The 26569-nt window shown below is 56.0% G+C and carries 24 protein-coding genes and 1 riboswitch; of the genes, 11 read left to right on the top strand and 13 right to left on the bottom strand.

Annotation, left to right across the window (positions count from 1 at the left end):
- Window positions 1-438 carry a zinc resistance sensor/chaperone ZraP gene (zraP, locus tag IB144_RS24775; RefSeq protein WP_002884346.1) on the top strand — a complete coding sequence of 146 codons (438 nt, stop codon included), beginning with the start codon at window positions 1-3 and terminating at the stop codon, window positions 436-438.
- 3 nt (window positions 439-441) lie between these two features.
- On the opposite strand, the gene IB144_RS24780 is transcribed toward zraP, so the two are convergent.
- The 6 genes from IB144_RS24780 to nudC all read right to left on the bottom strand — a co-directional run bounded on the left by IB144_RS24780 (window position 442) and on the right by nudC (window position 4804).
- Window positions 442-1137 carry a DUF1481 domain-containing protein gene (locus IB144_RS24780; protein ID WP_004895020.1) on the bottom strand — a complete coding sequence of 232 codons (696 nt, stop codon included), beginning with the start codon at window positions 1135-1137 and terminating at the stop codon, window positions 442-444.
- Between the two features lie 12 nt (window positions 1138-1149).
- A complete protein-coding gene (gene hupA, locus IB144_RS24785; RefSeq protein ID WP_002884342.1) occupies window positions 1150-1422 on the bottom strand; it encodes a nucleoid-associated protein HU-alpha in 273 nt (90 codons plus the stop codon).
- 186 nt (window positions 1423-1608) lie between these two features.
- Window positions 1609-2199, bottom strand: a complete 591-nt coding sequence (locus IB144_RS24790) for a YjaG family protein (RefSeq protein WP_002884331.1) — start codon at window positions 2197-2199, stop codon at window positions 1609-1611.
- Between the two features lie 42 nt (window positions 2200-2241).
- On the bottom strand, window positions 2242-2913 hold the full coding sequence (gene nfi / locus IB144_RS24795; protein ID WP_004152311.1) for a deoxyribonuclease V: 672 nt from the start codon (window positions 2911-2913) through the stop codon (window positions 2242-2244).
- Window positions 2914-2925: 12 nt separating this feature from the next.
- Complete coding sequence (hemE, locus tag IB144_RS24800; protein ID WP_002884329.1) at window positions 2926-3990, bottom strand: uroporphyrinogen decarboxylase; 1065 nt, start codon at window positions 3988-3990, stop codon at window positions 2926-2928.
- A gap of 40 nt (window positions 3991-4030) precedes the next feature.
- Window positions 4031-4804 (bottom strand): NAD(+) diphosphatase, encoded by a 774-nt coding sequence (nudC, locus tag IB144_RS24805; protein WP_002884327.1) that lies wholly within the window; start codon window positions 4802-4804, stop codon window positions 4031-4033.
- Window positions 4805-4897: 93 nt separating this feature from the next.
- Between nudC and IB144_RS24810 the strand changes: the two genes are divergently transcribed.
- The 10 genes from IB144_RS24810 (at window position 4898) to IB144_RS24855 (ending at window position 13670) form a co-directional block, all read left to right on the top strand.
- A complete protein-coding gene (locus IB144_RS24810) occupies window positions 4898-5395 on the top strand; it encodes an Rsd/AlgQ family anti-sigma factor (protein WP_002884324.1) in 498 nt (165 codons plus the stop codon).
- 52 nt (window positions 5396-5447) lie between these two features.
- Window positions 5448-5572, top strand: a riboswitch (TPP riboswitch).
- A gap of 85 nt (window positions 5573-5657) precedes the next feature.
- Window positions 5658-7553: a phosphomethylpyrimidine synthase ThiC gene (thiC, locus tag IB144_RS24815; protein ID WP_040214951.1), complete on the top strand. Its 1896-nt coding sequence runs from the start codon at window positions 5658-5660 to the stop codon at window positions 7551-7553.
- On the top strand, window positions 7553-8188 hold the full coding sequence (thiE, locus tag IB144_RS24820) for a thiamine phosphate synthase (RefSeq protein WP_004152310.1): 636 nt from the start codon (window positions 7553-7555) through the stop codon (window positions 8186-8188). Before thiC ends, thiE begins: the two co-directional genes overlap by 1 nt.
- A complete protein-coding gene (gene thiF, locus IB144_RS24825) occupies window positions 8181-8936 on the top strand; it encodes a thiazole biosynthesis adenylyltransferase ThiF (RefSeq protein ID WP_004177871.1) in 756 nt (251 codons plus the stop codon). Before thiE ends, thiF begins: the two co-directional genes overlap by 8 nt.
- Window positions 8920-9120, top strand: a complete 201-nt coding sequence (gene thiS / locus IB144_RS24830; protein ID WP_002884183.1) for a sulfur carrier protein ThiS — start codon at window positions 8920-8922, stop codon at window positions 9118-9120. The genes thiF and thiS overlap by 17 nt, the downstream gene beginning before the upstream one ends.
- A 1-nt stretch (window position 9121) precedes the next feature.
- Window positions 9122-9892 (top strand): thiazole synthase, encoded by a 771-nt coding sequence (thiG, locus tag IB144_RS24835; protein ID WP_004146302.1) that lies wholly within the window; start codon window positions 9122-9124, stop codon window positions 9890-9892.
- Complete coding sequence (gene thiH, locus IB144_RS24840) at window positions 9889-11022, top strand: 2-iminoacetate synthase ThiH (RefSeq protein ID WP_004212852.1); 1134 nt, start codon at window positions 9889-9891, stop codon at window positions 11020-11022. The genes thiG and thiH overlap by 4 nt, the downstream gene beginning before the upstream one ends.
- Window positions 11023-11338: 316 nt before the next feature.
- On the top strand, window positions 11339-12871 hold the full coding sequence (locus IB144_RS24845) for a sensor domain-containing diguanylate cyclase (RefSeq protein ID WP_004186411.1): 1533 nt from the start codon (window positions 11339-11341) through the stop codon (window positions 12869-12871).
- 172 nt (window positions 12872-13043) lie between these two features.
- Window positions 13044-13349, top strand: a complete 306-nt coding sequence (locus tag IB144_RS24850) for a PTS sugar transporter subunit IIB (RefSeq protein ID WP_002884150.1) — start codon at window positions 13044-13046, stop codon at window positions 13347-13349.
- Window positions 13350-13352: 3 nt separating this feature from the next.
- Entirely contained in the window at window positions 13353-13670 is a 318-nt protein-coding gene (locus tag IB144_RS24855) for a PTS lactose/cellobiose transporter subunit IIA (RefSeq protein WP_008808002.1), read from the top strand.
- 42 nt (window positions 13671-13712) lie between these two features.
- Here IB144_RS24855 and dcuB read toward each other — a convergent pair whose 3' ends face one another.
- The 7 genes from dcuB to rplK form a co-directional block, all read right to left on the bottom strand.
- Window positions 13713-15053, bottom strand: a complete 1341-nt coding sequence (dcuB, locus tag IB144_RS24860) for an anaerobic C4-dicarboxylate transporter DcuB (protein ID WP_040214955.1) — start codon at window positions 15051-15053, stop codon at window positions 13713-13715.
- A 401-nt stretch (window positions 15054-15454) separates the two neighbouring features.
- Entirely contained in the window at window positions 15455-19678 is a 4224-nt protein-coding gene (rpoC, locus tag IB144_RS24865) for a DNA-directed RNA polymerase subunit beta' (protein ID WP_002884146.1), read from the bottom strand.
- Between the two features lie 76 nt (window positions 19679-19754).
- Window positions 19755-23783 (bottom strand): DNA-directed RNA polymerase subunit beta, encoded by a 4029-nt coding sequence (gene rpoB, locus IB144_RS24870; RefSeq protein WP_004152306.1) that lies wholly within the window; start codon window positions 23781-23783, stop codon window positions 19755-19757.
- Window positions 23784-24107: 324 nt separating this feature from the next.
- Window positions 24108-24473, bottom strand: a complete 366-nt coding sequence (gene rplL, locus IB144_RS24875; RefSeq protein ID WP_002884142.1) for a 50S ribosomal protein L7/L12 — start codon at window positions 24471-24473, stop codon at window positions 24108-24110.
- A 66-nt stretch (window positions 24474-24539) separates the two neighbouring features.
- Window positions 24540-25037, bottom strand: a complete 498-nt coding sequence (gene rplJ, locus IB144_RS24880) for a 50S ribosomal protein L10 (protein ID WP_001207203.1) — start codon at window positions 25035-25037, stop codon at window positions 24540-24542.
- A gap of 347 nt (window positions 25038-25384) precedes the next feature.
- The gene (rplA, locus tag IB144_RS24885) at window positions 25385-26089 is read right to left on the bottom strand and encodes a 50S ribosomal protein L1 (RefSeq protein ID WP_002884036.1); all 705 of its coding nucleotides are present in this window, start codon (window positions 26087-26089) and stop codon (window positions 25385-25387) included.
- 3 nt (window positions 26090-26092) lie between these two features.
- Window positions 26093-26521, bottom strand: coding sequence for a 50S ribosomal protein L11 (rplK, locus tag IB144_RS24890; RefSeq protein WP_002884034.1), 429 nt, complete (start codon window positions 26519-26521; stop codon window positions 26093-26095).
- Between the last annotated feature and the right edge of the window lie 48 nt (window positions 26522-26569).

Genomic DNA, 26569 nt, shown 5'->3' on the forward strand with positions numbered 1-26569 from the left:
ATGAAACGGAACCGTACCTTACCTCTCGCCCTCGTTACCTTTGCCGCGCTGACCTTCGCCAGCAACGCGGCCTGGGCCAACCACCACTGGGGCAACAATAACGGGATGGGCAACCAGGGCTACAGTCAGCTGACCCAGGAGCAGCAGGCTACCGTGCAAAAGCTGCATAACGATTACTATGCGCAAACCAGCGCCCTGCGCCAGCAGCTGCAGTCCAAACGCTATGAGTACAATGCGCTGCTCACGGCGCAAAAGCCGGACAGCGGGAAGATTGAAGCTGTCGCTCAGGAGATGGAAGGCTTACGCCAGAAGCTGGATCAGCAGCGGGTGAAGTTTGATATCGCCCTGGCTGAGGCAGGCGTTCCCCGCGGCGCAGGAATGGGATATGGCGGCTGTCGCGGTAGCGCCGGCGGTCATATGGGCATGAACCATTGGTAAAGGTTAGAAGTTTTTTTCCGTCGGCTGCCAGGTGCAGAAGTTTTCATTGGCGACCAGCAGCAGTTGAGAGCCTTCCGGCGCCTCCAGCCAGGCAATGCTCACTGCGGCGGAAGCGTGGCTCTGGCGGCGTTCAATGTGCGCCAGGGCCCGGCTATCGAGGTCGGGCGTAACCGTCTGCCCTTCGCAGGTCAGCACGGTATGCGCGGCAGCGTTCCAGCGTCCCTGGCGCAGGACGACCCGCCCCTGGCGGAGGGCGTCGCTGGTCTGGCGGATCTGTTCGGCGCGATAACGATATAGCGCGACCTGGTCGCTGGAGAGCTGCTGCTTCTGCCCGTCCACTTCCCGTTGCATAAAGCTCAGATCGCCCTGCGCGTCGAAACGGGCGCGAATATGTTCCGGCGGTTTGCCATAGACATTGAGTTCGATAAGCGCCAGTTGATCGCCCTGCCAGCGATATTCGCTGGTCGAGGTGTCCCCGTGACGCCACGGGCTGAAGGCGGCGAGAAGATGGACTTCATCGCCAGAATCTTTACGCCAGATGCGCATCGCTCCCTGATTGTCCGCATATCCGCTGGCGGTAAACGGCGGTAGCGACGTGTCGTGGCTGCAGGCAGTCAGCAACAGGATGCCCGCCAGCGCCAGAGGCCGGCGCCAGACAGACAAAAGGGGCTTAATAGCCCCTTCGATAAAACTGTTCACTGCCACGCGGTCTTACTTAACTGCGTCTTTCAGTGCTTTGCCAGAAACAAATGCCGGCACGTTAGCTGCAGCGATTTTGATCTCTTTACCGGTCTGCGGGTTGCGGCCAGTACGCTCAGCGCGGTGGTTCACTTTGAAGGTACCGAAACCAACCAGTTGAACAGCATCACCTTCTTTCAGAGACTCAGTAATTGCAGCCAGGGTAGATTCCAGGGCAGCTTTAGCCTGTGCTTTGGACAGGTCAGCTTTGTCCGCAATTACATCAATCAGTTGAGTCTTGTTCATAAGTTATCCTTACAATGTGTTTATCGCTTGCTAAGCATCGAGTGCGACGGAAATGCCAAAAAAGCACCCTCCTGCATACACGCACCGATAGCCACTTTTTTTCGCCCTCCAAATGTAGACCAGACGGGGGGCGGAATGGAAGCCTTCAGACGCTACAATTCAGGCGGTAAATCACGTTTTCTGGTCTCACTGCTGAAAATTTATACCAATATTGCTCTCGCCAGCCTCGCGCAGGTCCGCGCGCAGGCCTTTTATCAGCTCAAGATCACGCTCTTCACAGTCGGCCAGCAGGCGGAAAATTTCCCACTGAATATCCCATTCCTGCTCTACCGCCGGATTCGCTTTCAACTCTTCGTCGGTCATTTCGCGACCTTCCTGGGTCATTTCCAGCATCGCCACGGTGGTGATGGAGGTCTTGCTCACCTCGATCGCGTGCTCGAGCGTTTCGCCGCTCAGACGAGAATGAATCAGTTCACTCAACGCCACGCAAGCGTCTATGGCCGGATAGACACCGTACATGTCGAAATCATCTGCCGCCGGGATCGCCTCTTCCAGCTTCTCCAGCTGGCTGTCGAAATTCACCTTCGCATCTTTAACCGTCAGCGTTTCCCAGATCAGGTCCAGGATACGACGATAAAGCAGGCCGTCGCCAAACTCGGTTTGCTTGCAGAACATCGCGTAGTTGGGATACATACGTTCGCACAGGCAGGCCATAAAAGTGACATGCTGCCAGCTTTCCAGCTTCTCCAGGCGCAGGTGAATCGGGTTTTGTAACATGATGAATTCTCGAAGTCAGAAATTAGGCGCAGTGTACCTGAATCAGCTGTGATTTGCTTGCCAACGCACAAACGACGGACGACGGGACGCCACCGCATCGGCCCAGCGCGTCGGCTCGGGCAGACGGTAGCCTCGCATGCAGCGCTCAACCCACATTAAAGCGCTGTCCATGCCTACCCGGTGGCCGGTGCTAATAAACAGCGGGTTGCAGCGCACTTTGCTGCGCCAGACCCAGGCCAGTTGCTCATTTTTATCCATCAGCGGGGCCAGCGCGCCAGGCTCATCACCCAGGTCGCCGATTTTGCCGCACAGGCGTTTTTTCGCCACTCCGATAGTCGGCACATCAATCATCAGGCCAAAATGGCTGGCGACGCCCAATCTCCGGGGATGAGAAATGCCGTGTCCGTCAACGAAGAGCAGGTCCGGTTTTTGCGAAAGCTGCTCCCACGCCGCCAGCAGCGCAGGCGTTTCGCGAAACGAGAGAAAGCCGGGAATATAGGGCATAGAGGTGGCGACCCGCGCCACCTGATACTCCACCAGCTCAAGCTCAGGCCAGGTCAGCAGCACCATCGCAGCCCGGGTGATCTCCCCTTCCTGCTCAAACCCGACGTCCGCGCCGCCGATCAACGCCGGCGGGTCGCGATCCAGTCGATCCGCACGCTCTACCGACGCGGCTAACTGTTGCTGTTGGGTACGTAGTGCGGCTAAATCCATAGGGCTTATCTCCTACTGGTGATAGGGTGCGGACAGACGGTGCACAGCCTCAACAAAGACGCCCGCATGCTCGGGGTCAACGTCCTGATGAATACCGTGTCCAAGGTTAAAGACGTGGCCTTCCCCCTGGCCAAAGCCGGCAAGAATGGTCGCCACTTCTTCTTCAATACGCGGGGCGGACGCATAGAGCATCGACGGATCCATATTGCCCTGCAGCGCTACTTTGTTACCCACGCGACGGCGGGCATCGGCAATATCGGTGGTCCAGTCGAGACCCAACGCATCGCAGCCGGTCTCCGCCATCGCTTCCAGCCACTGACCACCGCCTTTGGTGAACAAGGTCACCGGCACGCGACGGCCTTCGTTTTCCCGCAGCAGGCCATCGACGATCTTATGCATGTAGTAGAGGGAAAACTGCTGATAGTCGCGGCCGGTCAGCACCCCGCCCCAGGTGTCAAAAATCATCACCGACTGCGCGCCGGCTTTGATCTGCGCGTTGAGATACAGGGTAACGCTCTTCGCCAGCTTATCCAGCAGCGCATGCAGCGCCTGCGGCTCGGCGTACATCATCTTTTTAATCACGGTGAAAGCCTTGCTGCTGCCGCCCTCCACCATGTACGTAGCCAGCGTCCATGGACTACCGGAAAAACCGATCAGCGGCACTTCGCCTTTCAGTTCGCGGCGAATGGTGCGCACGGCGTTCATTACATAGCCCAGCTCCTGCTCCGGATCCGGGATCGGCAGCTTGTCGACGTCGGCTTTACTTTTTACCGGCGAGGTGAAGCGCGGACCTTCGCCAGCTTCAAAGTACAGCCCCAGCCCCATGGCGTCCGGGATGGTCAGGATGTCCGAAAAGAGGATCGCCGCGTCCAGCGGGTAACGGCGCAGCGGCTGGAGCGTCACTTCGCAGGCCAGCTCGGCATTTTTACACAGCGACATAAAGTCGCCCGCTTGCGCACGGGTGGCTTTGTACTCCGGTAAATAGCGGCCCGCCTGGCGCATCATCCACACCGGGGTGACATCAACCGGCTGACGCAGCAGCGCGCGCAGGTAACGATCGTTCTTCAGTTCGGTCATTTTTACATTCCTTTAGCGTTGATACGCCCAGTGTAACATGTCACTCGAACTCTGCCCGACACATCGCGACGGTATCTTCGATAAGCCGCCGCGCCACTGTCCCCGGCGGCGGCAGAAGCGGCAGGTCGTCATAGCGATACCAGTCCGCGGTCAGTAACTCTTTTTTGTCGACCACGATCTCGCCATCAGCGTAATCCGCCATAAAGGCGGTCATCAGCGACTGCGGGAACGGCCATGGCTGAGAGGTCACGTAACGCAGATTTTTTACCCGAATACCGCTCTCCTCCATCACCTCGCGAGCCACCGCCTGCTCAAGGGTTTCGCCGACCTCGACAAAGCCGGCCAGCACGGTGTGCACGCCGTTGCGATGGCGCGTATGTTGCGCCAGCAGGATCGCATCGTCGCGACGGATTGCCACGATAATGCAGGGGGCAATTTGCGGGTAGTAACGTTCACGGCAGTGGCTGCACAGCATCGCCCATTCGCTTTTGCTGGCATGCATCGGGTGGCCGCAGTAACCGCAAAATTTATGCGAGCGATAAAATTCGGCGAGCTGGATCCCCCGCCCAGCCAGCTGGAAGAGTCCCGGATCCTGATCCAGCACCTGGCGCAACGATCCCATGTCATGGCGACGATCCTGGCGCACCATCCACACGGACTCGCCCTGCCACTCGCCAATATGCAGCGCATGCTGGCCGACAAGATCGAAATTAACCGCTTCGCCATGTGGTAATTCTCCACCAGGCAACCATAATTTTTGTTCGTGACTGACAACCCACCAGCCGCGATCTAATTTTTCAATAATACGATCCATATCTATTGCACTACCTTTGCTTCACTGGCATGTTGTTAACATTATATTTACATTTTGGTGAGCAGATTTAAATCAAAACTAGCGGAGTCAATCATGCTAAACCAGCTGGAAAATCTGACGGAGCGCGTTGGCGGTAGTAATGAACTGGTCGATCGCTGGCTACAAGTGCGTAAGCATCTGCTCGTGGCTTACTACAACCTGGTTGGCCTGAAACCGGGCAAAGAGTCGTTTATGCGGCTAAACGAAAAGGCGCTGGATGACTTTTGCCAAAGTCTGGTGGATTACCTCTCATCCGGTCATTTTAGTATTTATGAACGCATTATTGGCGAAATGGAAGGCGATACCCCTCTTTTAGCCGCCACCCGGCTTTACCCGCAGCTGGAAGCCAATACCCAGCAGATGATGGACTACTACGATACCTGCCTCGAAAACGCCATCGATCACGATAACTATCTTGAATTTCAGCAGGCGCTGTCGGATATCGGCGAGTCGCTGGAGGCGCGTTTCGCGCTGGAAGATAAACTGATCGCCCTGGCTGTCGCCCATAACCTGAGCAATGACGTGCGCGATAATATTGCGCCGACCGCTTGAGTTGTGAACCGTTAACGCGTAATTTACGTACATTATCCCTCTGCGGAGGGATTTCATCTTGTCGGAGTGCCTATTTTCCATGCGCAGGCTAACGTGGAAAAGGCTGAGACCGTTAATTCGGGATCCGCGGAACCTGATCAGGCTAATACCTGCGAAGGGAACAAGAGTAAACTGCTGTTCGCGTCAGTCCGTCAGGGCCGATCGCATCTGTTACTCCATCCGTCGTCTGACAAGCCATGTCCTTTTTTAACTGGAATGCGCTATGTCTACTACCAAACTAACCCGTCGGGAACAACGCAAGCACGCGCAGCGATTCATTGATACGCTGGCGGGTACCGCTTTTCCTAATTCACGCCGCATCTATGTTCACGGCTCACAAGCGGATATCCGCGTCCCGATGCGTGAAATTCAGCTCAGCCCAACGCTCGTCGGCGGCGATAAAGATAACCCCCGGTACGAAACCAACGAACCGATCCCGGTGTATGACACCTCCGGGCCGTATGGCGACCCGGATATTAGCATTGATGTCCGCCAGGGGCTGGCAAAGCTGCGCCAGCCGTGGATCGACGCGCGTAACGACTGCGCGCCGCTCAGCGAACGCAGCTCGGCCTATACCAAAGCGCGGCTGGCCGACGACGGTCTCGATGAGCTGCGCTTCAGCGGCCTGCTGACGCCCAAACGCGCCGTCGCTGGCAAATGCGTTACCCAGCTGCACTACGCCCGCCAGGGGATAGTCACCCCGGAGATGGAGTTCATCGCCATTCGCGAAAACATGGGTCGCGAACGTATCCGCAGCGAGGTTCTGCGCCAGCAGCACGCAGGTGAAGGCTTCGGCGCCCACCTACCGGAAAACATTACCCCCGAGTTTGTTCGCGATGAAGTGGCCGCCGGACGCGCCATCATCCCCGCCAACATCAACCACCCGGAGTCTGAACCGATGATTATCGGCCGCAACTTCCTGGTGAAAGTGAATGCCAATATCGGCAACTCGGCGGTGACCTCTTCCATCGAAGAAGAGGTCGAGAAACTGGTCTGGTCAACCCGCTGGGGCGCCGACACGGTGATGGACCTCTCCACCGGCCGCTATATCCACGAAACCCGCGAGTGGATCCTGCGCAACAGCCCGGTGCCGATTGGTACCGTGCCGATTTACCAGGCGCTGGAGAAGGTCAACGGCATCGCCGAGAATCTCACCTGGCAAGTCTTCCGCGATACCCTGCTGGAACAGGCCGAGCAAGGCGTCGACTACTTCACGATTCACGCCGGCGTACTGTTGCGCTACGTCCCGATGACGGCGAAGCGCCTGACCGGTATCGTCTCGCGCGGCGGCTCAATCATGGCTAAGTGGTGCCTGTCGCATCATCAGGAAAACTTCCTCTACCAGCATTTCCGCGAAATCTGCGAAATCTGCGCCGCCTATGACGTGTCGCTGTCGCTGGGCGATGGCCTGCGCCCCGGCTCCATTCAGGATGCCAACGACGAGGCGCAGTTTTCCGAGCTGCGCACCCTCGGCGAACTGACGAAAATCGCCTGGGAATATAACGTGCAGGTGATGATTGAAGGCCCTGGCCACGTGCCGATGCAGATGATCCGCCGCAATATGACCGAACAGCTGGAGCACTGCCACGAAGCGCCATTCTACACCCTGGGGCCGCTCACCACTGATATCGCGCCGGGCTACGACCATTTCACCTCCGGTATCGGCGCGGCAATGATCGGCTGGTTCGGCTGCGCCATGCTGTGCTATGTCACGCCGAAAGAGCATCTCGGCCTGCCCAACAAAGAGGATGTCAAACAGGGGCTGATTACCTACAAAATCGCCGCCCACGCCGCCGACCTCGCGAAAGGCCATCCCGGGGCGCAGATCCGCGACAACGCGATGTCAAAAGCGCGTTTTGAATTCCGCTGGGAAGACCAGTTCAACCTCGCGCTCGACCCGTTCACCGCGCGGGCCTATCACGATGAAACCCTGCCGCAGGAGTCCGGCAAAGTCGCCCACTTCTGCTCCATGTGCGGGCCGAAATTCTGTTCGATGAAAATCACTCAGGAGGTCCGCGACTACGCCGCGAAGCAAAGTATCGAAGCCGGCATGGCCGATATGTCGAATAACTTCCGCGCCCGCGGCGGCGAAATCTACCTGAAACAGGAGGAAGCCTGATGTATCAACCTGATTTTCCACCCGTCCCGTTTCGTCTCGGACTCTACCCGGTGGTGGACAGCGTGGCGTGGATTGAGCGCCTGCTCGAAGCTGGGGTACGTACCCTTCAGTTACGCATTAAAGACCGGCGCGACAGCGAAGTTGAGGATGACGTGATCGCCGCCATCGCCCTTGGTCGCCGCTATCACGCCCGACTGTTCATTAACGATTACTGGCAACTGGCGATTAAGCACCAGGCCTATGGCGTGCATCTCGGACAAGAAGATCTGGAAACCACCGATCTGAGCGCTATCCGCCAGGCCGGGCTGCGTCTTGGCGTCTCTACTCACGATGATATGGAAATTGATGTCGCCCTTGCGGCGCGCCCCTCTTACATCGCGCTAGGTCACGTCTTCCCGACGCAAACCAAACAGATGCCTTCCGCGCCGCAGGGCCTCGAGCAGCTTGCCAGACATATTCAACGCCTGGCGGATTACCCCACCGTGGCGATCGGCGGAATTAGCCTGGAAAAGGCGCCGGGGGTACTGGCGACCGGCGTCGGCAGCATCGCGGTGGTCAGCGCCATCACCCAGGCGGCGGACTGGCGGGCAGCGACCGACCAACTGCTGGCGCTGGCGGGAGCGGGCGATGAATGATCACGACTTTATGCGCTATAGCCGCCAGCTGCTGCTGGAGGATATTGCCATCGAAGGGCAGCAGAAGCTGTTAGCCAGTCGAGTGCTGATTATCGGCCTTGGCGGGCTGGGCTCCCCGGCGGCGCTCTATCTGGCCGGGGCTGGCGTCGGGACGCTGACCCTGGCCGATGACGACGCGGTGCATCTCAGCAACCTGCAACGGCAGATCTTGTTCACCAGCGCGGATATCGATCGGCCAAAAGCCGCAGCGGCACAGACCCGGCTCAGCCAGCTAAACCCGCAGATCAAACTGGTAGCGCTCCAGCAGCGCTTAAGCGGCGAGGCGCTCCGCGCCGAAGTGGCGAAAGCGGACGTGGTGCTGGACTGTACCGATAATATGGTCACCCGCCAGGCGATCAATGCCGCCTGTGTGGCCCTCGATACCCCGTTAGTGACCGCCAGCGCCGTGGGCTTCGGCGGTCAGCTGATGGTGCTCACCCCGCCCTGGACGCAGGGCTGCTATCGCTGCCTGTGGCCGGAAAGCGATGAACCGCAGCGCAACTGCCGCACCGCGGGGATCGTCGGCCCGGTGGTCGGCATGATGGGCACCCTGCAGGCGCTGGAGACGATTAAGCTGCTCAGCGGCATGGCGACGCCGCGCAACACCCTGCGGCTGTTCGACGCCCGCACCAGCAACTGGCGCGCCCTTGCGCTACAGCGTTCCCGGAGCTGCCCGGTGTGCGGAGGGCGGCATGCAGATCTGGTTTAACGACGAGCCGCTGGCGTGCGCCGACAATCTCAGCGTCAGCGCCCTGCTGACCCAGCTCGAACAGCAGCAGCCTGGCGTTGCGCTGGCGCTCAATCAACACATCCTGCCGCGCGACCGGTGGGAAGATCATCTCTTGCAGGAAGGCGATCGGGTCCTGCTTTTTCAGGTTATCGCTGGAGGCTGACATGTTACGTATTGCAGACAAAACGTTTGAATCCCATCTTTTCACCGGTACCGGCAAATTCGCCGCCCCGGAGGTGATGGTCGAGGCGATTCGCGCCTCGGGCAGCCAGCTGGTAACCCTGGCGATGAAGCGCGTCGATTTACGCCAGCGCAATGACGCCATCCTCGCCCCGCTGCTGGCGGCGGGAGTCAGCCTGCTGCCGAATACCTCAGGCGCCAAGACGGCGGAAGAGGCGGTGTTTGCCGCCCGCCTGGCGCGGGAAGCCCTGGGTACCCATTGGCTGAAGCTGGAGATCCACCCGGACGCCCGCTGGCTGCTGCCCGACCCGATTGAAACCCTGAAAGCGGCGGAGCTGCTGGTCCGCGAAGGGTTCGTGGTGCTGCCCTACTGCGGCGCCGATCCGGTGCTGTGTAAACGACTGGAAGAGGTGGGCTGCGCGGCGGTGATGCCGCTGGGTGCGCCGATCGGCTCCAATCAGGGGCTGGAAACCAAAGCCATGCTGGAGATTATTATCGAGCAGGCGACGGTCCCGGTGGTGGTCGACGCCGGGATCGGCGTCCCGAGCCATGCGGCGCAGGCGCTGGAGATGGGCGCGGACGCGGTGCTGGTCAATACCGCCATTGCCGTCGCCGACGACCCCGTGGCCATGGCCCGCGCCTTCCGTATGGCGATCGATGCCGGATTACTGGCGCGTCAGGCCGGACCGGGGGCACGCAGTACGCAGGCGCAGGCCACCAGCCCGCTCACCGGATTCCTGGAGGCGCTGGCATGAAAACCTTTAGCGATCGCTGGCGGCAGCTGGAGTGGGACGATATCCGCCTGCGTATCAACAGCAAAACCGCCGCCGACGTCGAACGGGCGCTGGCGGCCAAACAGCTCACCCGCGACGATATGATGGCCCTGCTCTCGCCTGCCGCGGCCAATTACCTTGAACCGCTGGCCCAGCGCGCGCAGCGCCTCACCCGCCAGCGCTTCGGCAATACCGTCAGCTTCTACGTGCCGCTGTATCTCTCCAACCTGTGCGCTAACGACTGCACCTACTGCGGCTTCTCGATGAGCAACCGCATTAAGCGCAAGACGCTGGATGCCGCCGAGATTGCCCGCGAGTGCGCCGCGATCCGCAACCTGGGCTTTGAGCATCTGCTGCTGGTGACCGGCGAACATCAGGGTAAGGTGGGAATGGATTATTTCCGTCGGCACCTACCGGCTATCCGCAGCCAGTTTGCCTCGCTGCATATGGAGGTGCAGCCGCTGGCGACTGAAGAGTATGCCGAGCTGAAAACCCTGGGGCTCGACGGGGTGATGGTCTATCAGGAGACCTATCATGAAAGCATGTACGCCCAACACCATCTGAAAGGAAAAAAGCAGGATTTCTTCTGGCGGCTGGATACGCCGGATCGCTTAGGCGCGGCGGGGATCGATAAGATCGGCCTTGGCGCGCTCATCGGCCTTTCCGACAGCTGGCGAGTGGACTGCTTTATAGTCGCTGAGCACCTGCTGTGGCTGCAGCAGCGCTACTGGCGCAGCCGCTATTCGGTCTCCTTTCCGCGCCTGCGTCCCTGCGCCGGCGGTATTGAACCGGCTTCGCTGATGGATGAGCGCCAGCTGGTGCAAACTATCTGCGCCTTCCGCCTGCTGGCGCCAGAGGTTGAGCTGTCGCTATCCACCCGCGAATCACCCTGGTTCCGCGACCGGGTGATCCCGCTGGCGATCAATAACGTCAGCGCCTTCTCTAAAACCCAGCCCGGCGGCTACGCCGACGATCATCCGGAGCTCGAGCAATTTGCCCCGCACGACGATCGCCGCCCTGAAGAGGTCGCCAGCGCGCTGGCCGCCCGCGGCCTGCAGCCGGTATGGAAAGACTGGGATAGCTGGCTGGGACGCGCTTCGCAAACCTCATGATGTACAGTGTAAACGCCTGATAATTTTGCGCGCCTGCACGAGAGATGAAAAACGGAGGCTGGCCCGCCCGACGCCGTTTTTCTATTCTGCCCGGGTCAGCAGCGGACGCTGACCAGGGCGAACCTTTTCTTCCTCATTTTCGCCCTGCCTCTCCGCGCTGAGCAGAGGCCTGCACATTATCGCCGAATATAAATCACGATACATGAAGGCCTCAGAGTTATAATTGAGCAATAGTGAACTGATTCGATCGGCAGGCGTCCCAGACACAACCTGCGTTCGGACCCATGGTTTATACATCCGGGACGATTAACGATTCATGGCTCTACACAACAGAAAGCTCTCTTTTACGACGCCGATCGTCGTGGGGTTTGCCGGTATTTTGCTCAGCTTTATGCTGATCGCTATTTTTGTGACTCTGGCGCAACAGAAAGATTTTCTCGAAGATTATCACGATATTAACCGCAATTTTACCCATAACCTGGCGATCAACTATACGGAAACCCTGCTGCGGGAAAATGATTTTATCCTCGGGCGCGCAGCCGCCTTCTTTGCCCGCAATGACGAACTGAATCGCGCAGTCAATGTGGAGCCGGAGAAAGGGTTAACCACGCTGATGCAGTTACAGAACATGATGCCAAGCGTCTCATCCATCTCGCTGGCGGATACCGAGGGCCACTATCTGCGCGCCCCGGAGGTGCTGGAAAACGAAGACAGCCGGGCTTTCGATCCCAGAACGCGGCCCTGGTTTATCAAACAGGCGGAAGCCAGCACCTTCAGCCACTACACCAGTCCGTATATGGATTATTTCACCCACCATCCGACGATTACCATTTTCAAACCCATCATTACCCCGGAAGGGAAACTCAAGGGCAGCCTGGCCTTTCATCTCGATCTCACCTCCATGGGGTTCGCGCTGCGCCAGATGGTGGCGCCCGTACAGGGGGAATTTTTTGTGGTGCAACGGGATGGCAAAGTGGTCCTGCACTCCGACCCGGGCGCGCTGTTTAAACCCTTCGTCAGGGACGAGCTGATGGATAAAATGACCAGCGGAGAGGGGCAGCTTTACGATCCCGGGAGCGACACCTGGTATTACTATTACTCCTTTACCAATCCCGACTGGTTTGTGATTTTCCGTGTCGATAACGCCACCCTGGTCAATCTGACACGTCATGAGACCAATTTAGTGATCGGCGGTTTCACTCTCGCAGCGATCATTATTATCCTGTTCGGTCTTTATCTGCGTCATGCTTCCCGTACCGTGCTGATGAATATCATCAATGCGATTAAAACCGGTGACGTCAAACGCGCCCCGCGCCTTGAGGCGATGCTGAGTAAAGCGATTGAAACCAATAAACAGCGCGAACTGTCCTACGTCCGCCAGGCGACCATCGACGCTCTCACCGGCTGCAAAAACCGCCGCGCCTTCGACAGCGATATTGCCGCCCTGATGAACGATCACCAGCCATTCGCCCTCGCGCTGGTCGATATCGATAATTTTAAATCGATCAACGACACCTGGGGCCACCTCAATGGCGATATCGTCCTGCGTAACGTCGCTCGCGAAGGGCTGCAGGTCCTCCAGCCGCTGGAGATATCCCTCTATCGCTACGGCGGTGAAGAGTTCGCGGTGGTCTTTCCTGCCGAACATATCGATAACGCCCGCACGCTGTTGGAAACATGGCGGATAAACGTCGAACGACGCACCTGGCGCGAAGATGGCCTGACGGTCACCTTCAGCGCCGGCCTCGGGGAATGGAATATGGAGCCACTGGATAAGCTGGTGGTGAGCGTCGATGAAGCGCTGTACAAAGCCAAACAGCAGGGTAAAAACCGTATCCTGCGCGCGTAAGACTTCAGCGCCGCCACCGCCCACTTCGGTGGGCTTTTTTATTTTTTCCGGAAAAAATGAAACCGGTTTCAATTATTGTGTGATGCCTTACACACAATCACGGTAAAGCGGTTGTCGCATCGCCAGGGCCGCGATAAAGATAAGACATCACGGAACACAAGGGCCACTGACTATGAAGAATATCGTTTTGTGCTGTGCCGCCGGTATGTCTACCAGCATGCTGGTTCAGCGTATGCAAGATGCCGCGCAGAAGAAGGGTGTTGAGGTCTCTATCAAGGCCGTACCGGTCGCTGAGTTTAAAGATAATCTGGCCGCCGCCGACATTATTTTGCTCGGCCCACAGGTGAAATATGAGCAGGCGAAGCTGCAGGCGCTGGCCGACCCGTTCGGCAAGAAGGTCGCCGTGATCGATATGATGGACTACGGCATGATGAAAGGTGATGCCGTTCTGGATAAAGCCCTTAAGATGCTGGAGTAATCGATGGAAGATTTAGAAACGATCATCATGGAGCTGCTGGTTAACGCGGGTTCCGCACGTAGCGCGGCGCTCACTGCTCTCCAGTTAGCACGGAAAGGTGACTTTGCGGCAGCCGAGCAGGCCATGGCCGAGTCCCATGAGTTCGTCAAACATGCGCATAAAATCCAGACCCAGCTCATCGGCCTGGATGAAGGCACCGGTAAGCTGCCGGTCAACTTGATCACCGTTCACTCTCAGGACCACCTGATGAACGCCATGGTCATTCAGGATCTGGCGACCGATATGATTGAACTCTATCGTCGTCTGCCGCTCGCGCAGTAATCTCGCGGATTTAACGGGCGTCGCTGCCGGCGCCCGTCCTTCTTACAGAAAGCCGTACATCGCCGCGAATATCCAGCCAAACACGCAGGAGACGCCGACGCCGATGAGCCCGGGCAGGATAAAGCTGTGGTTAATCACAAAGCGGCCGATATGGGTGGTCCCTGAGCGGTCGAACTGGATCGCCGCCAGATCGCTTGGGTAGGTCGGCAGAATATAGTAGCCATAGCAGGCCGGCGCGGAAGCCACGATATAGGCCGGGTCGACGCCGATGGCCAGCGCCACCGGAACAATCGCCGCCAGCGCTGCCGCCTGAGAGTTCACAAACTTCGAAACCAGCAGCAGTACGATGGCGTAAGCCCACGGGTACTCCTTCACCATCTCCCCGAGCACACCTTTAATCTCGGTCATATGCGCGCCAAACATGGTCTCCGCCATCCACGCGATGCCGTACACCGCGACGATAGCGATCATTCCCGAACGAAAGACCTCATTTTTGGAAATCGATGCCGGGTTAGTTTTTGTAATGATGATGATCAGCGCTCCGGAGAGCAGCATAAACATCTGGATAACCAGCACCATCGACAGTGGTTTACCGTCAAAGGCCGGGCGCAGTTCAGAAAAAGCGCCAAGCAGCGCCACCACGGCGATAGAGGCCAGAAAAATCCACATTGCTATCCAGTTGCTGGTCGGCAGCTTTTTGTCCAGCAGCGTCGCCGTATCGCCATAGACGTAATGGCGGTTCTCCGGTAGCGCAATAAACGCCTGGAAGGCTTCGTCCTGCTCCAGGTCTTTGCCACGGAACCAGCTGAAGATACCGATGGCTAAAATACCCAGCAGCGTGGACGGAATGGTTATCGCCAGCAGATCGAGAAACTCCAGGTGTTTCCCGTTAAAGGTAAAATTTCCCAGCATCGCCACCAGCGATACCACCGCCACCGAGACCGGGCTGGCGATGATCCCCATCTGAGCGCCAATGGAGCTGGCGGCCATCGGACGCTCCGGACGAATGTTATTCTTAATCGCCACATCGTAGATAATCGGCAGGATGGTATACACCACGTGGCCGGTACCGCAGAGGATGGTCAGCGTGCAGGTGACGAAAGGCGCCACGATAGAAACATATTTCGGGTTACGCCGCAGCAGCTTCTCGGCAATCTGCAGCATCACGTCTAACCCGCCGGACGCCTGCAGAGTCGCCGAGGCGGCTACCACTGCAATAATCACCAGCATCACATCAACCGGCGGTTTGCCCGGCTGGAGATGAAAAACAAAGACGAGGATCACCAAACCGATGCCGCCCAGCAGCCCCAGCGCAATACCCCCTTTTCGGGCACCATAAAACAGACAAATTAATATAATAATGAGTTGTATCGCGAATTCCATGCAGCCCCCAGAGCCTGTCCGCTCAGACCTAAAGTAATGATCCATACCTGTCTGCCGGGGTTATTTCTGCGCCTTGTTGGGGAAGCATGAGATGCAGCGATCCCTCTCCAGCGCCGTCGCGCCGAAGATACAGCAACAGAAGTAATCCCATGATTCATCAGGTATTTTGAATATATACCCTTTGAATTGATTATTTTTTGATATGAGTAGAAGTTTTACCCATACATAAAGAAAGGTTTTAGGGAAAGGCTTCTAATAGATATTTTGCATGAATTAATTGCTAAGAAAATGAAGATTTAATATGTCGTAAATGTAATTAAGGGCCGGGAAAGCGGCGGAAAATAGACAATAAAAAAAGCCGGTCAGGAAACCTGACCGGCTTTTTAGCAGTGCATCAACGATTAATCGTTGTCAGAACCGCCCAGACCTGCGTTCAGCAGCTCTGCCAGGTTGGCAGACGCTTCTTCCACGCTCACCTGCGGTGCCGCCGGCAGCTCGCCAGCAGCGCGACGGCGCATACGATCCTGGTGATACGCATAACCGGTACCGGCCGGGATCAGACGACCCACGATGACGTTCTCTTTCAGACCGCGCAGTTCGTCGCGTTTGCCCGCAACGGCTGCTTCGGTCAGCACGCGAGTGGTCTCCTGGAACGATGCCGCGGAGATGAAGGACTCGGTGGCCAGAGACGCTTTGGTGATACCCAGCAGATCGCGGGAGAACGTTGCGCCCACTTTGCCGTTCGCTTCCAGTTCGCGGTTCGCGATCTTGACGCGGGAGTATTCCACCTGCTCGCCTTCGAGGAAGTCGGAGCTGCCTGCGCTTTCGATGGTGGCTTTACGCAGCATCTGACGAACGATAACTTCGATGTGCTTATCGTTAATCTTAACGCCCTGCAGACGGTATACGTCCTGGACTTCGTTAACAATGTAACGGGTCACAGCATGTACGCCACGCAGACGCAGAATGTCGTGCGGTGCTTCCGGACCGTCGGAAACCACATCACCACGTTCCACACGTTCACCTTCGAACACGTTGAGCTGACGCCATTTCGGGATCATCTCTTCGTACGGCTCGCTACCGTCTACCGGGGTGATAACCAGGCGACGTTTCCCTTTGGTTTCTTTACCGAAGGAAATGATACCGCTGATTTCAGCCAGGATAGCCGGCTCTTTCGGACGACGTGCTTCGAACAGGTCCGCAACGCGCGGCAGACCACCGGTGATATCCTTGGTACCGCCGGATTCCTGCGGAATACGCGCCAGGGTGTCACCCGAGCTGATCTGTACGCCATCTTCCAGCTGAACAATCGCTTTACCCGGCAGGAAGTACTGAGCAGGCATATCAGTGCCTGGGATCAGAACGTCGTTGCCCTGAGCATCAACGATTTTCAGTGCTGGACGCAGATCTTTACCACCTGCGGTACGTTCTGCAGAGTCCAGAACCACCAGCGAAGACAGACCGGTCAGCTCGTCAGTCTGACGAGTAATGGTCTGGCCGTCGATCATGTCAGTGAAACGGATGAAACCGCTAACTTCGGTGATAACCGGCATGGTGTGCGGATCCCAGTTTGCGACGGTTTCACCGCCGGCAACCTGCTCACCGTCGCCTTTCGCCATAACCGCACCGTAAGGTACTTTATAGCTCTCTTTGGTACGACCGAATTCGTCGATCAGCTTCAGCTCGGTATTACGGGAAGTGATAACCAGCTTACCACTGGAGTTCACAACCGACTTCGCGTTGCTGAGCTTGATGCTACCTTTGTTTTTCACCTGGATGCTGGATTCAGCAGCCGCACGAGATGCCGCACCACCGATGTGGAACGTACGCATCGTCAGCTGTGTACCCGGCTCACCGATGGACTGTGCCGCGATAACACCGATAGCCTCACCTTTGTTGATGAGGTGGCCACGCGCCAGGTCACGACCATAGCAGTGCGCGCAGACGCCAAAGTCGGTGTCACAGGATACAACGGAACGCACTTTGACGGAGTCAACGGAGTTCGCTTCCAGCAGGTCACACCAGTGCTCATGCAGCAGCGTGTTGCGTGGAACCAAAATATCCGCGGTACCCGGCTTCAGAACATCTTCCGCAGTCACACGACCCAGTACGCGATCGCGCAGCGGCTCTTTAACGTCGCCACCTTCGATAACCGGCGTCATGGTGATGCCTTCCAGGGTGCCGCAGTCGTCTTCAGTGACGACCAGGTCCTGTGCAACGTCAACCAGACGGCGAGTCAGGTAACCGGAGTTCGCTGTTTTCAGTGCGGTATCCGCCAGACCTTTACGAGCACCGTGGGTAGAGATGAAGTACTGGAGTACGTTCAGACCTTCACGGAAGTTCGCGGTGATCGGCGTTTCGATGATGGAGCCATCCGGCTTCGCCATCAGACCACGCATACCAGCCAGCTGACGAATCTGTGCCGCAGAACCACGCGCACCGGAGTCGGCCATCATGTAGATGCTGTTGAAGGAAACCTGCTGCTCTTCCTGACCGTCACGGTTAATCACGGTTTCGGTTTGCAGGTTATCCATCATCGCTTTGGATACACGATCGTTCGCCGCAGCCCAGATATCGATAACTTTGTTGTAGCGTTCGCCCGCGGTCACCAGACCGGACTGGAACTGTTCCTGAATCTCAGCAACTTCCGCTTCCGCTTCGCTGATGATTTCGTATTTTTTCTCCGGGATGACCATGTCATCGATACCAACGGATGCACCTGAACGCGCTGCGTAAGCAAAGCCGGTGTACATCGTCTGGTCCGCAAAAATAACGGTCGGTTTCAGACCCAGAATACGGTAACAGGTGTTCAGCATCTTGGAGATCGCTTTCTTACCAAGCGCCTGGTTCACGATAGAGAACGGCAGACCTTTCGGTACGATCATCCACAGAATGGCACGGCCAACGGTCGTGTCTTTCAGGCTGGTTTTCGCGACAAACTCACCATTGTCGTCTTTTTCGTATTCAGTGATACGCACTTTAACGCGCGCATGCAGAGAGGCCAGGCCGGCGCGATAAATACGCTCAGCTTCTTTCGGGCCAGTCAGCACCATGCCTTCGCCTTTGGCGTTAACACTGTCACGGGTCATGTAGTACAGACCCAGTACAACGTCCTGAGACGGAACGATGATTGGTTCGCCGTTCGCCGGGGACAGGATGTTGTTGGTAGACATCATCAGCGCACGCGCTTCCAGCTGGGCTTCCAGCGTCAGCGGTACGTGAACAGCCATCTGGTCACCATCGAAGTCGGCGTTGTATGCCGCACAAACCAGCGGGTGCAGCTGGATGGCTTTACCTTCGATCAGAACCGGTTCGAATGCCTGAATACCCAGACGGTGCAGGGTTGGCGCACGGTTCAGCAGGACCGGGTGTTCGCGGATAACTTCGTCCAGGATATCCCAAACGACAGCTTCTTCGCGCTCAACCATCTTCTTAGCGGCTTTGATGGTGGTGGCCAGGCCACGCAGTTCCAGCTTGCCGTAGATGAACGGTTTGAACAGCTCCAGCGCCATTTTCTTCGGCAGACCGCACTGATGCAGACGCAGGTATGGACCTACGGTGATAACAGAACGACCGGAGTAGTCAACGCGTTTACCGAGCAGGTTCTGGCGGAAACGACCCTGTTTACCTTTGATCATATCGGCCAAAGATTTCAGAGGACGTTTGTTAGAACCGGTGATCGCACGACCGCGACGACCGTTATCCAGCAGGGCGTCAACCGCTTCCTGCAGCATACGTTTTTCGTTGCGTACGATGATATCCGGCGCAGCCAGATCCAGCAGACGTTTCAGACGGTTGTTACGGTTGATCACGCGACGATACAGATCGTTGAGGTCAGACGTCGCGAAACGACCACCGTCCAGCGGAACCAGCGGACGCAGATCTGGCGGCAGTACCGGCAGAACGGTCAGGATCATCCACTCCGGCTTGTTGCCAGACTGAACGAAAGCTTCCAGCAGCTTAATGCGCTTGGTCAGCTTTTTACGCTTGGTTTCGGAGTTGGTTTCGTTCAGCTCTTCACGCAGCTGCTCGCATTCCTGCTCCAGATCCATATTGCGCAGCAGCGCCTGGATCGCTTCCGCGCCCATTTTCGCGTCGAACTCGTCACCGAACTCTTCCAGCGCGTCCAGGTACTGTTCTTCCGTCAGAATCTGGTTGCGTTCGAGGTTGGTCATGCCACCTTCGATAACCACATAGGATTCAAAGTACAGTACACGTTCGATATCGCGCAGCGGCATATCCAGCAGCAGACCGATACGGGACGGCAGGGATTTCAGGAACCAGATGTGCGCAGTCGGACATGCCAGCTCGATGTGGCCCATGCGCTCACGACGCACTTTAGTCTGGGTCACTTCAACGCCGCACTTCTCACAGATCACACCGCGGTGTTTCAGGCGCTTGTACTTACCGCACAGGCACTCATAATCTTTTACCGGCCCAAAGATACGGGCGCAGAAAAGGCCGTCACGCTCAGGTTTGAACGTACGGTAGTTAATGGTTTCCGGCTTTTTAACTTCACCGAAAGACCATGAACGGATCATGTCTGGCGAAGCCAGAGCAATTTTGATCGCATCAAACTCTTCGGTTTTAGTTTGCGCTTTCAGAAACTTTAATAAGTCTTTCACGGATTTGCTCCCGTCGGAGTTAGCACATTCCGCTGCCGGGCGTTAACCCGGCAGCAGTGACCTGTTTGAGCGAGAATTACTCGTCTTCCAGTTCGATGTTGATGCCCAGCGAGCGAATTTCTTTCAACAGTACGTTGAAGGATTCCGGCATGCCCGGTTCCATCTGGTGATTGCCGTCCACGATGTTTTTATACATCTTGGTACGACCGTTCACGTCATCAGACTTAACGGTGAGCATTTCCTGCAGGGTGTAGGCCGCGCCGTATGCTTCCAGCGCCCACACTTCCATCTCACCGAAGCGCTGACCACCGAACTGTGCCTTACCACCCAGCGGCTGCTGAGTAACCAGGCTGTAAGAACCGGTGGAACGAGCGTGCATTTTGTCGTCGACCAGGTGGTTCAGTTTCAGCATGTACATGTAACCCACGGTTACCGGACGTTCGAACTGTTCACCGGTGCGGCCATCAAACAGGGTGATCTGACCGGAAGTCGGCAGGTCGCCCAGCTGCAGCAGCTCTTTGATTTCAGCTTCTTTCGCACCGTCGAATACCGGCGTTGCGATCGGCATGCCTTTACGCAGGTTTTCAGCCAGACGCAGAACTTCTTCATCGCTGAAGGTATTCAGGTCAACTTTCTGGCGAACGTCAGCGCCCAGATCGTAAGCACGCTGGATGAATTCGCGCAGTTTCGCGACTTCCTGCTGCTGCTTCAGCATGGCGTTGATCTTATCGCCGATGCCTTTTGCAGCCATACCCAGGTGAGTTTCAAGGATCTGACCGATGTTCATACGAGACGGTACGCCCAGCGGGTTCAGTACGATATCTACCGGCGTACCGTTAGCATCGTGCGGCATATCTTCGATCGGGTTGATCTTAGAGATAACACCCTTGTTACCGTGACGACCTGCCATCTTATCACCAGGCTGGATACGGCGTTTAACGGCCAGATATACCTTAACAATCTTCAGCACGCCCGGTGCCAGATCGTCGCCTTGGGTGATTTTACGGCGTTTCGCTTCGAGTTTTTTCTCGAACTCGTGTTTCAGTTCGTCATACTGCTCAGCCAGCTGTTCCAGCTGATTTTGTTTCTCTTCGTCGGTCAGGCCCAGTTCCAGCCAGCGATCGCGAGGCAGCTTGTCGAGCTTCTCAGCTTCAACGCCACCGGAGACCAGCACCGCGTAGATACGACTGAACAGACCGGCTTCGAGGATCTGCAGTTCTTCAGACAGGTCTTTTTTGGCCTGCTTCAGCTGCATCTCTTCGATTTCCAGAGCACGTTTGTCTTTTTCTACGCCGTCACGGGTAAAGACCTGAACGTCGATAACGGTACCAGAGACACCGTTCGGTACGCGCAGAGAAGAGTCTTTAACGTCAGACGCTTTCTCACCGAAGATCGCGCGCAGCAGTTTCTCTTCCGGCGTCAGCTGGGTTTCACCTTTCGGCGTTACCTTACCAACCAGAATGTCGCCGCCGGTCACTTCCGCACCGATATAAACGATACCGGATTCATCCAGTTTAGAGAGCGCAGCTTCACCCACGTTCGGGATGTCAGCGGTGATCTCTTCCGGCCCCAGCTTGGTGTCACGGGACACGCACGCCAGTTCCTGAATGTGGATAGTGGTGAAACGGTCTTCCTGGACAACACGCTCGGAAACGAGGATGGAGTCTTCGAAGTTGTAACCGTTCCACGGCATGAACGCTACACGCATGTTCTGACCCAGCGCCAGCTCACCGAGGTCGGTGGACGGGCCGTCTGCCAGCACGTCGCCGCGCTCAATAGGTTCGCCCAGGGACACGCAAGGCATCTGGTTGATGCAGGTGTTCTGGTTAGAACGGGTGTACTTGGTCAGGTTATAGATGTCGATACCTGCTTCGCCCGGGTACATCTCGTCTTCGTTAACTTTGATAACGATACGGGAAGCATCCACGTACTGAACGGTACCGCCACGTTTAGCCACGGCAGTAACACCGGAGTCAACGGCAACAGCACGTTCCATACCGGTACCAACCAGCGGCTTATCAGCGCGCAGAGTCGGAACCGCCTGACGTTGCATGTTCGCACCCATCAATGCACGGTTGGCGTCATCGTGTTCCAGGAACGGGATCAGGGACGCACCGACGGATACCACCTGCTGGGTGGATACGTCCATGTAGTCAACCTGGTCGCGGCTGAACAAGCTGGATTCGCCTTTGCTACGGCAGGTAACCAGATCTTCTACGAAGTGGCCGTTTTCATCCAGGTTGGAGTTCGCCTGAGCGATAACGTAGTTGCCTTCTTCGATAGCAGACAGGTAGTGAATTTCGTCAGTAACCACACCGTTGGTCACTTTACGATACGGCGTCTCAAGGAAGCCATATTCGTTGGTCTGCGCGTACACGGACAGGGAGTTAATCAGACCGATGTTCGGACCTTCAGGCGTTTCGATCGGACATACGCGACCGTAGTGGGTCGGGTGTACGTCTCGAACTTCGAAGCCTGCGCGCTCACGGGTCAGACCGCCTGGGCCGAGTGCGGAGATACGACGTTTGTGCGTAATCTCAGACAGCGGGTTGTTCTGGTCCATAAACTGAGACAGCTGGCTGGAACCAAAGAACTCTTTCACTGCTGCGGAAATCGGCTTGGCGTTGATCATATCCTGAGGCATCAGGGTATCCAGATCGCCAAGAGACAGACGCTCTTTCACCGCACGCTCTACACGTACCAGGCCAACGCGGAACTGGTTTTCCGCCATTTCGCCAACGGAACGGATACGACGGTTGCCGAGGTGGTCGATATCGTCCACTTCGCCTTTACCGTTACGGATATCAATGAGCTTCTTCATCACTTCGATGATGTCGTCTTTGCTCAGGATACCGGAACCTTCGATTTCGTCGCGCAGCAGAGAACGGTTGAACTTCATACGACCAACCGCGGACAGATCGTAGCGGTCTTCAGAGAAGAACAGGTTCTCAAACAGACTTTCAGCGGCTTCACGAGTCGGCGGCTCGCCAGGGCGCATCATGCGGTAGATTTCTACCAGCGCGCTCAGACGATCGTTAGTCGGGTCGACGCGTACCGTTTCAGAGATGTACGGGCCGTGGTCCAGATCGTTGGTGAACAGCGTTTCGATACGCTTGTGGCCAGACTGGCTCAGCTTAGCCAGCAGATCCAGGCTCAACTCCATGTTCGCCGGGCAGATCAGTTCGCCAGTCGCTTCATCGATATAGTCTTTAGCCGCCACTTTGCCCGCGATATATTCAACCGGCACTTCGATATGCTTGATATCGTCTTTTTCCAGCTGACGGATATGACGAGCCGTGATGCGACGGCCTTTCTCAACGTACACTTTGCCGTTGGCTTCGATATCGAAGGAGGCAGTTTCACCGCGCAGACGCTCCGGAATCAGCTCCATCTGCAGCTTGTTGTCGCGAATTTCAAAGACCACTTTTTCGAAGAACAGGTCAAGGATCTGCTCAGTGGTGTAATTCAGCGCGCGCAGGATGATGGTAGCCGGCAGCTTACGACGACGGTCGATACGAACGAACAGGTTGTCTTTCGGGTCGAATTCGAAGTCCAGCCAGGAACCGCGGTAAGGGATGATACGTGCGTTATACAGAACCTTACCGGAGGAGTGGGTCTTACCTTTGTCACTGTCAAAGAAGACGCCCGGGCTACGGTGCAGCTGAGAAACGATAACACGCTCGGTACCGTTGATAACAAAGGTACCGTTGTCGGTCATGAGCGGAATTTCGCCCATGTAGACTTCTTGTTCTTTAATGTCTTTGACGGTACCTTCTGGCGCTTCGCGCTCGTAGATCACCAGACGCAGTTTTACGCGCAGCGGTGCAGAATAAGTCACGCCACGGATCTGACATTCTTTAACGTCAAAAACCGGTTCGCCCAGACGGTAGCTGACGTATTGCAGCTCGGAATTACCGCTGTAGCTCTGAATCGGGAATACGGAACGGAAAGCAGCTTCCAGACCATACTGCCCTTCAGGATCTTGCTCGATAAACTTCTGGAACGAGTCAAGCTGGATAGAAAGGAGATATGGCACATCCAGAACTTGTGGACGTTTACCAAAATCCTTACGAATACGTTTTTTCTCGGTATAGGAGTAAACCATAGGGTTCCTCAGCTCGCTGACAAGTCGACCCATCTGCCCGCAGAGGGCAGTTTTTTATGCAACACTATTTTGTTGACCGGAAAATGGAACACTTTCCGCAATGCCTGTTGCTATCACGCTTAAACCATTTCATTGCGATTTACACAGCCCAGGAACCCTAACCTGTCGCAGTATATTAAGTCGTCGATAGAAACAAGCATTGAGAGGCAAACCAGTAGTCAAACAGCGTGAAACGCTACTGGCGCCTTACAGCGCAAAAAGGCTGGTGACCAAAAAGTCACCAGCCTCAGCCTGATTTCTCAGGCTGCAACCGGAAGGGTTGGCTTATTTAACTTCAACTTCAGCGCCAGCTTCTTCCAGAGATTTTTTCAGAGCTTCAGCGTCGTCTTTGCTGATGCCTTCTTTCAGTGCAGCCGGAGCAGATTCTACCAGGTCTTTAGCTTCTTTCAGACCCAGGCCAGTTGCGCCACGTACTGCTTTGATAACAGCAACTTTGTTAGCGCCAGCAGCTTTCAGAATTACGTCGAATTCAGTTTTTTCTTCAGCAGCTTCAACCGGGCCAGCAGCTACAGCTACAGCAGCAGCAGCGGAAACACCGAATTTTTCTTCCATTGCAGAGATCAGCTCAACAACGTCCATTACGGACATAGCGGATACTGCTTCAATGATTTGATCTTTAGTGATAGACATTTAAATTGTTCCTGAATATCAGAATAAGTTTATACGTAAGCGAATGCTTTACAAAGATAACTGCGATTAAGCAGCTTCTTTCGCATCGCGTACAGCAGCCAGAGTACGAACCAGTTTGCCAGCCGAAGCTTCTTTCATGGTTGCCATCAGGCGTGCAATTGCTTCTTCGTAGGTCGGCAGAGTTGCCAGGCGGTCGATCTGCGACGCCGGGATCAGCTCACCTTCAAAGGCAGCGGCTTTGACCTCAAATTTTGCATTCGCTTTCGCGAACTCTTTGAACAGACGAGCAGCAGCGCCCGGGTGTTCCATAGAGTATGCAATCAGGGTCGGACCAACAAACGTGTCTTTCAGGCACTCGAACTGAGTACCTTCAACGACGCGGCGCAGCAGGGTGTTACGAACAACACGCATGTATACGCCAGCTTCACGACCTGCTTTACGCAGTTCAGTCATTTTATCTACAGTTACGCCACGGGAATCCGCAACTACTGCAGACAGCGCGCCTTTGGCTACTTCGCTGACTTCAGCAACAATCGCTTGTTTGTCTTGAAGATTTAAAGCCATTAGCTTTGCTCCTGGATGTTTGCCAGAGCCTATGCTCTGGAACTCACTTCACTCAATTCAACGAAAAGAGCGTCTAAATACGGTGAGCAGAAACAAGCCAGAATATCCAAAAATAATCTTAGCGTTCTGTCACCGTCTACGCAGGGGATTAAGTTTCTTGCGAAACACCTGCGGTCTTCGACGGAGGCCTGGAAAGGCCAGGCTCCAACGAACAAATTCTTCCTATGACTTCGTCCTTCGAACCGCAGCGGCGTTAGCTGCAATTCAAATGACTCGCATAGCGTCTGTCTTATTGACAGAATCGTGGGGGTAAGATTGTAGACAAAATCACCGCCCACGTAAAGGCATTAGTTTGCAGAAGCGTTCAGGCCAGCCTGATCTACTGCAACACCTGCACCCATAGTGGTGGAGATGCTAACTTTCTTGATGTACACGCCTTTCGCCTGAGTCGGTTTTGCTTTTTTCAGCGCAACCAGCAGAGCTTCCAGGTTTTCTTTCAGTTTGTCAGCGTCAAAGTCCACTTTACCGATGGTGGTGTGGATGATGCCGTTTTTGTCGTTACGGTAACGAACCTGGCCTGCTTTCGCGTTTTTAACCGCTTCAGCAACGTTCGGAGTTACGGTACCTACTTTCGGGTTCGGCATCAGGCCACGCGGACCCAGAACCTGGCCCAGCTGGCCAACAACGCGCATTGCATCCGGGGAAGCAATAACAACGTCAAAGTTCATTTCGCCTTTTTTGATCTGCTCAGCCAGATCTTCCATACCTACCAGCTCAGCGCCTGCAGCTTTAGCAGCTTCAGCGTTTGCGCCCTGGGTAAATACGGCTACGCGAACGGAACGGCCAGTACCGTGCGGCAGTACAGTTGCGCCACGGACGTTCTGGTCAGATTTACGAGCGTCGATGCCGAGGTTAACGGCAACGTCTACGCTTTCGGTAAATTTAGCGGTGGCCAGCTCTTTCAGCAGAGCAATGGCTTCGTTGATGTCGTACTGTTTAGTTGCATCAACTTTCTCACGGATCACGCGCATGCGCTTGGTCAGTTTAGCCATTTCTTAGTCCTCCACTACCAGGCCCATGGAACGTGCAGTACCTTCGATGGAGCGAGTCATCGCTTCAATGTCGGCACCAGTCATGTCGGCAGCTTTGGTCTGCGCGATTTCCTGCAGCTGAGCGCGGGAGATTTTACCCACTTTATCTTTGTTCGGCTTACCGGAACCAGACTTGATGCCTGCAGCTTTCTTCAGCAGAACAGCAGCCGGCGGAGTCTTGGTAACAAAGGTAAAGGAACGGTCAGCGTAAACGGTGATAACAACCGGGATCGGCAGACCTTTCTCCAGGGAATCAGTTTTGGCGTTGAACGCTTTGCAGAATTCCATGATGTTCACGCCCTGCTGACCCAGTGCTGGGCCGACCGGCGGGCTCGGGTTCGCCATACCAGCTGCAACCTGCAGCTTGACGTAGGCTTGGACTTTCTTAGCCATTCTTAAATCCTCAAATTGGGTATTAACGCTTCAGAGAAGCTCCCCGTG

Source organism: Klebsiella sp. K4, from assembly GCF_014596785.2.
In the GTDB taxonomy this organism is placed as follows: Bacteria; Pseudomonadota; Gammaproteobacteria; order Enterobacterales; family Enterobacteriaceae; genus Klebsiella; species Klebsiella pneumoniae.

Excerpts from the sequence above, each read along its gene's own strand:
- zraP (WP_002884346.1), top strand. The coding sequence starts at position 1 with ATGAAACGGAACCGTACCTTACCTCTCGCCCTCGTTACCTTTGCCGCG.
- hupA (WP_002884342.1), bottom strand. The coding sequence starts at position 1,422 with ATGAACAAGACTCAACTGATTGATGTAATTGCGGACAAAGCTGACCTG.
- IB144_RS24790 (WP_002884331.1), bottom strand. The coding sequence starts at position 2,199 with ATGTTACAAAACCCGATTCACCTGCGCCTGGAGAAGCTGGAAAGCTGG.
- nfi (WP_004152311.1), bottom strand. The coding sequence starts at position 2,913 with ATGGATTTAGCCGCACTACGTACCCAACAGCAACAGTTAGCCGCGTCG.
- hemE (WP_002884329.1), bottom strand. The coding sequence starts at position 3,990 with ATGACCGAACTGAAGAACGATCGTTACCTGCGCGCGCTGCTGCGTCAG.
- nudC (WP_002884327.1), bottom strand. The coding sequence starts at position 4,804 with ATGGATCGTATTATTGAAAAATTAGATCGCGGCTGGTGGGTTGTCAGT.
- IB144_RS24810 (WP_002884324.1), top strand. The coding sequence starts at position 4,898 with ATGCTAAACCAGCTGGAAAATCTGACGGAGCGCGTTGGCGGTAGTAAT.
- thiC (WP_040214951.1), top strand. The coding sequence starts at position 5,658 with ATGTCTACTACCAAACTAACCCGTCGGGAACAACGCAAGCACGCGCAG.
- thiE (WP_004152310.1), top strand. The coding sequence starts at position 7,553 with ATGTATCAACCTGATTTTCCACCCGTCCCGTTTCGTCTCGGACTCTAC.
- thiF (WP_004177871.1), top strand. The coding sequence starts at position 8,181 with ATGAATGATCACGACTTTATGCGCTATAGCCGCCAGCTGCTGCTGGAG.
- thiS (WP_002884183.1), top strand. The coding sequence starts at position 8,920 with ATGCAGATCTGGTTTAACGACGAGCCGCTGGCGTGCGCCGACAATCTC.
- thiG (WP_004146302.1), top strand. The coding sequence starts at position 9,122 with ATGTTACGTATTGCAGACAAAACGTTTGAATCCCATCTTTTCACCGGT.
- thiH (WP_004212852.1), top strand. The coding sequence starts at position 9,889 with ATGAAAACCTTTAGCGATCGCTGGCGGCAGCTGGAGTGGGACGATATC.
- IB144_RS24845 (WP_004186411.1), top strand. The coding sequence starts at position 11,339 with ATGGCTCTACACAACAGAAAGCTCTCTTTTACGACGCCGATCGTCGTG.
- IB144_RS24850 (WP_002884150.1), top strand. The coding sequence starts at position 13,044 with ATGAAGAATATCGTTTTGTGCTGTGCCGCCGGTATGTCTACCAGCATG.
- IB144_RS24855 (WP_008808002.1), top strand. The coding sequence starts at position 13,353 with ATGGAAGATTTAGAAACGATCATCATGGAGCTGCTGGTTAACGCGGGT.
- dcuB (WP_040214955.1), bottom strand. The coding sequence starts at position 15,053 with ATGGAATTCGCGATACAACTCATTATTATATTAATTTGTCTGTTTTAT.
- rpoB (WP_004152306.1), bottom strand. The coding sequence starts at position 23,783 with ATGGTTTACTCCTATACCGAGAAAAAACGTATTCGTAAGGATTTTGGT.
- rplL (WP_002884142.1), bottom strand. The coding sequence starts at position 24,473 with ATGTCTATCACTAAAGATCAAATCATTGAAGCAGTATCCGCTATGTCC.
- rplJ (WP_001207203.1), bottom strand. The coding sequence starts at position 25,037 with ATGGCTTTAAATCTTCAAGACAAACAAGCGATTGTTGCTGAAGTCAGC.
- rplA (WP_002884036.1), bottom strand. The coding sequence starts at position 26,089 with ATGGCTAAACTGACCAAGCGCATGCGCGTGATCCGTGAGAAAGTTGAT.
- rplK (WP_002884034.1), bottom strand. The coding sequence starts at position 26,521 with ATGGCTAAGAAAGTCCAAGCCTACGTCAAGCTGCAGGTTGCAGCTGGT.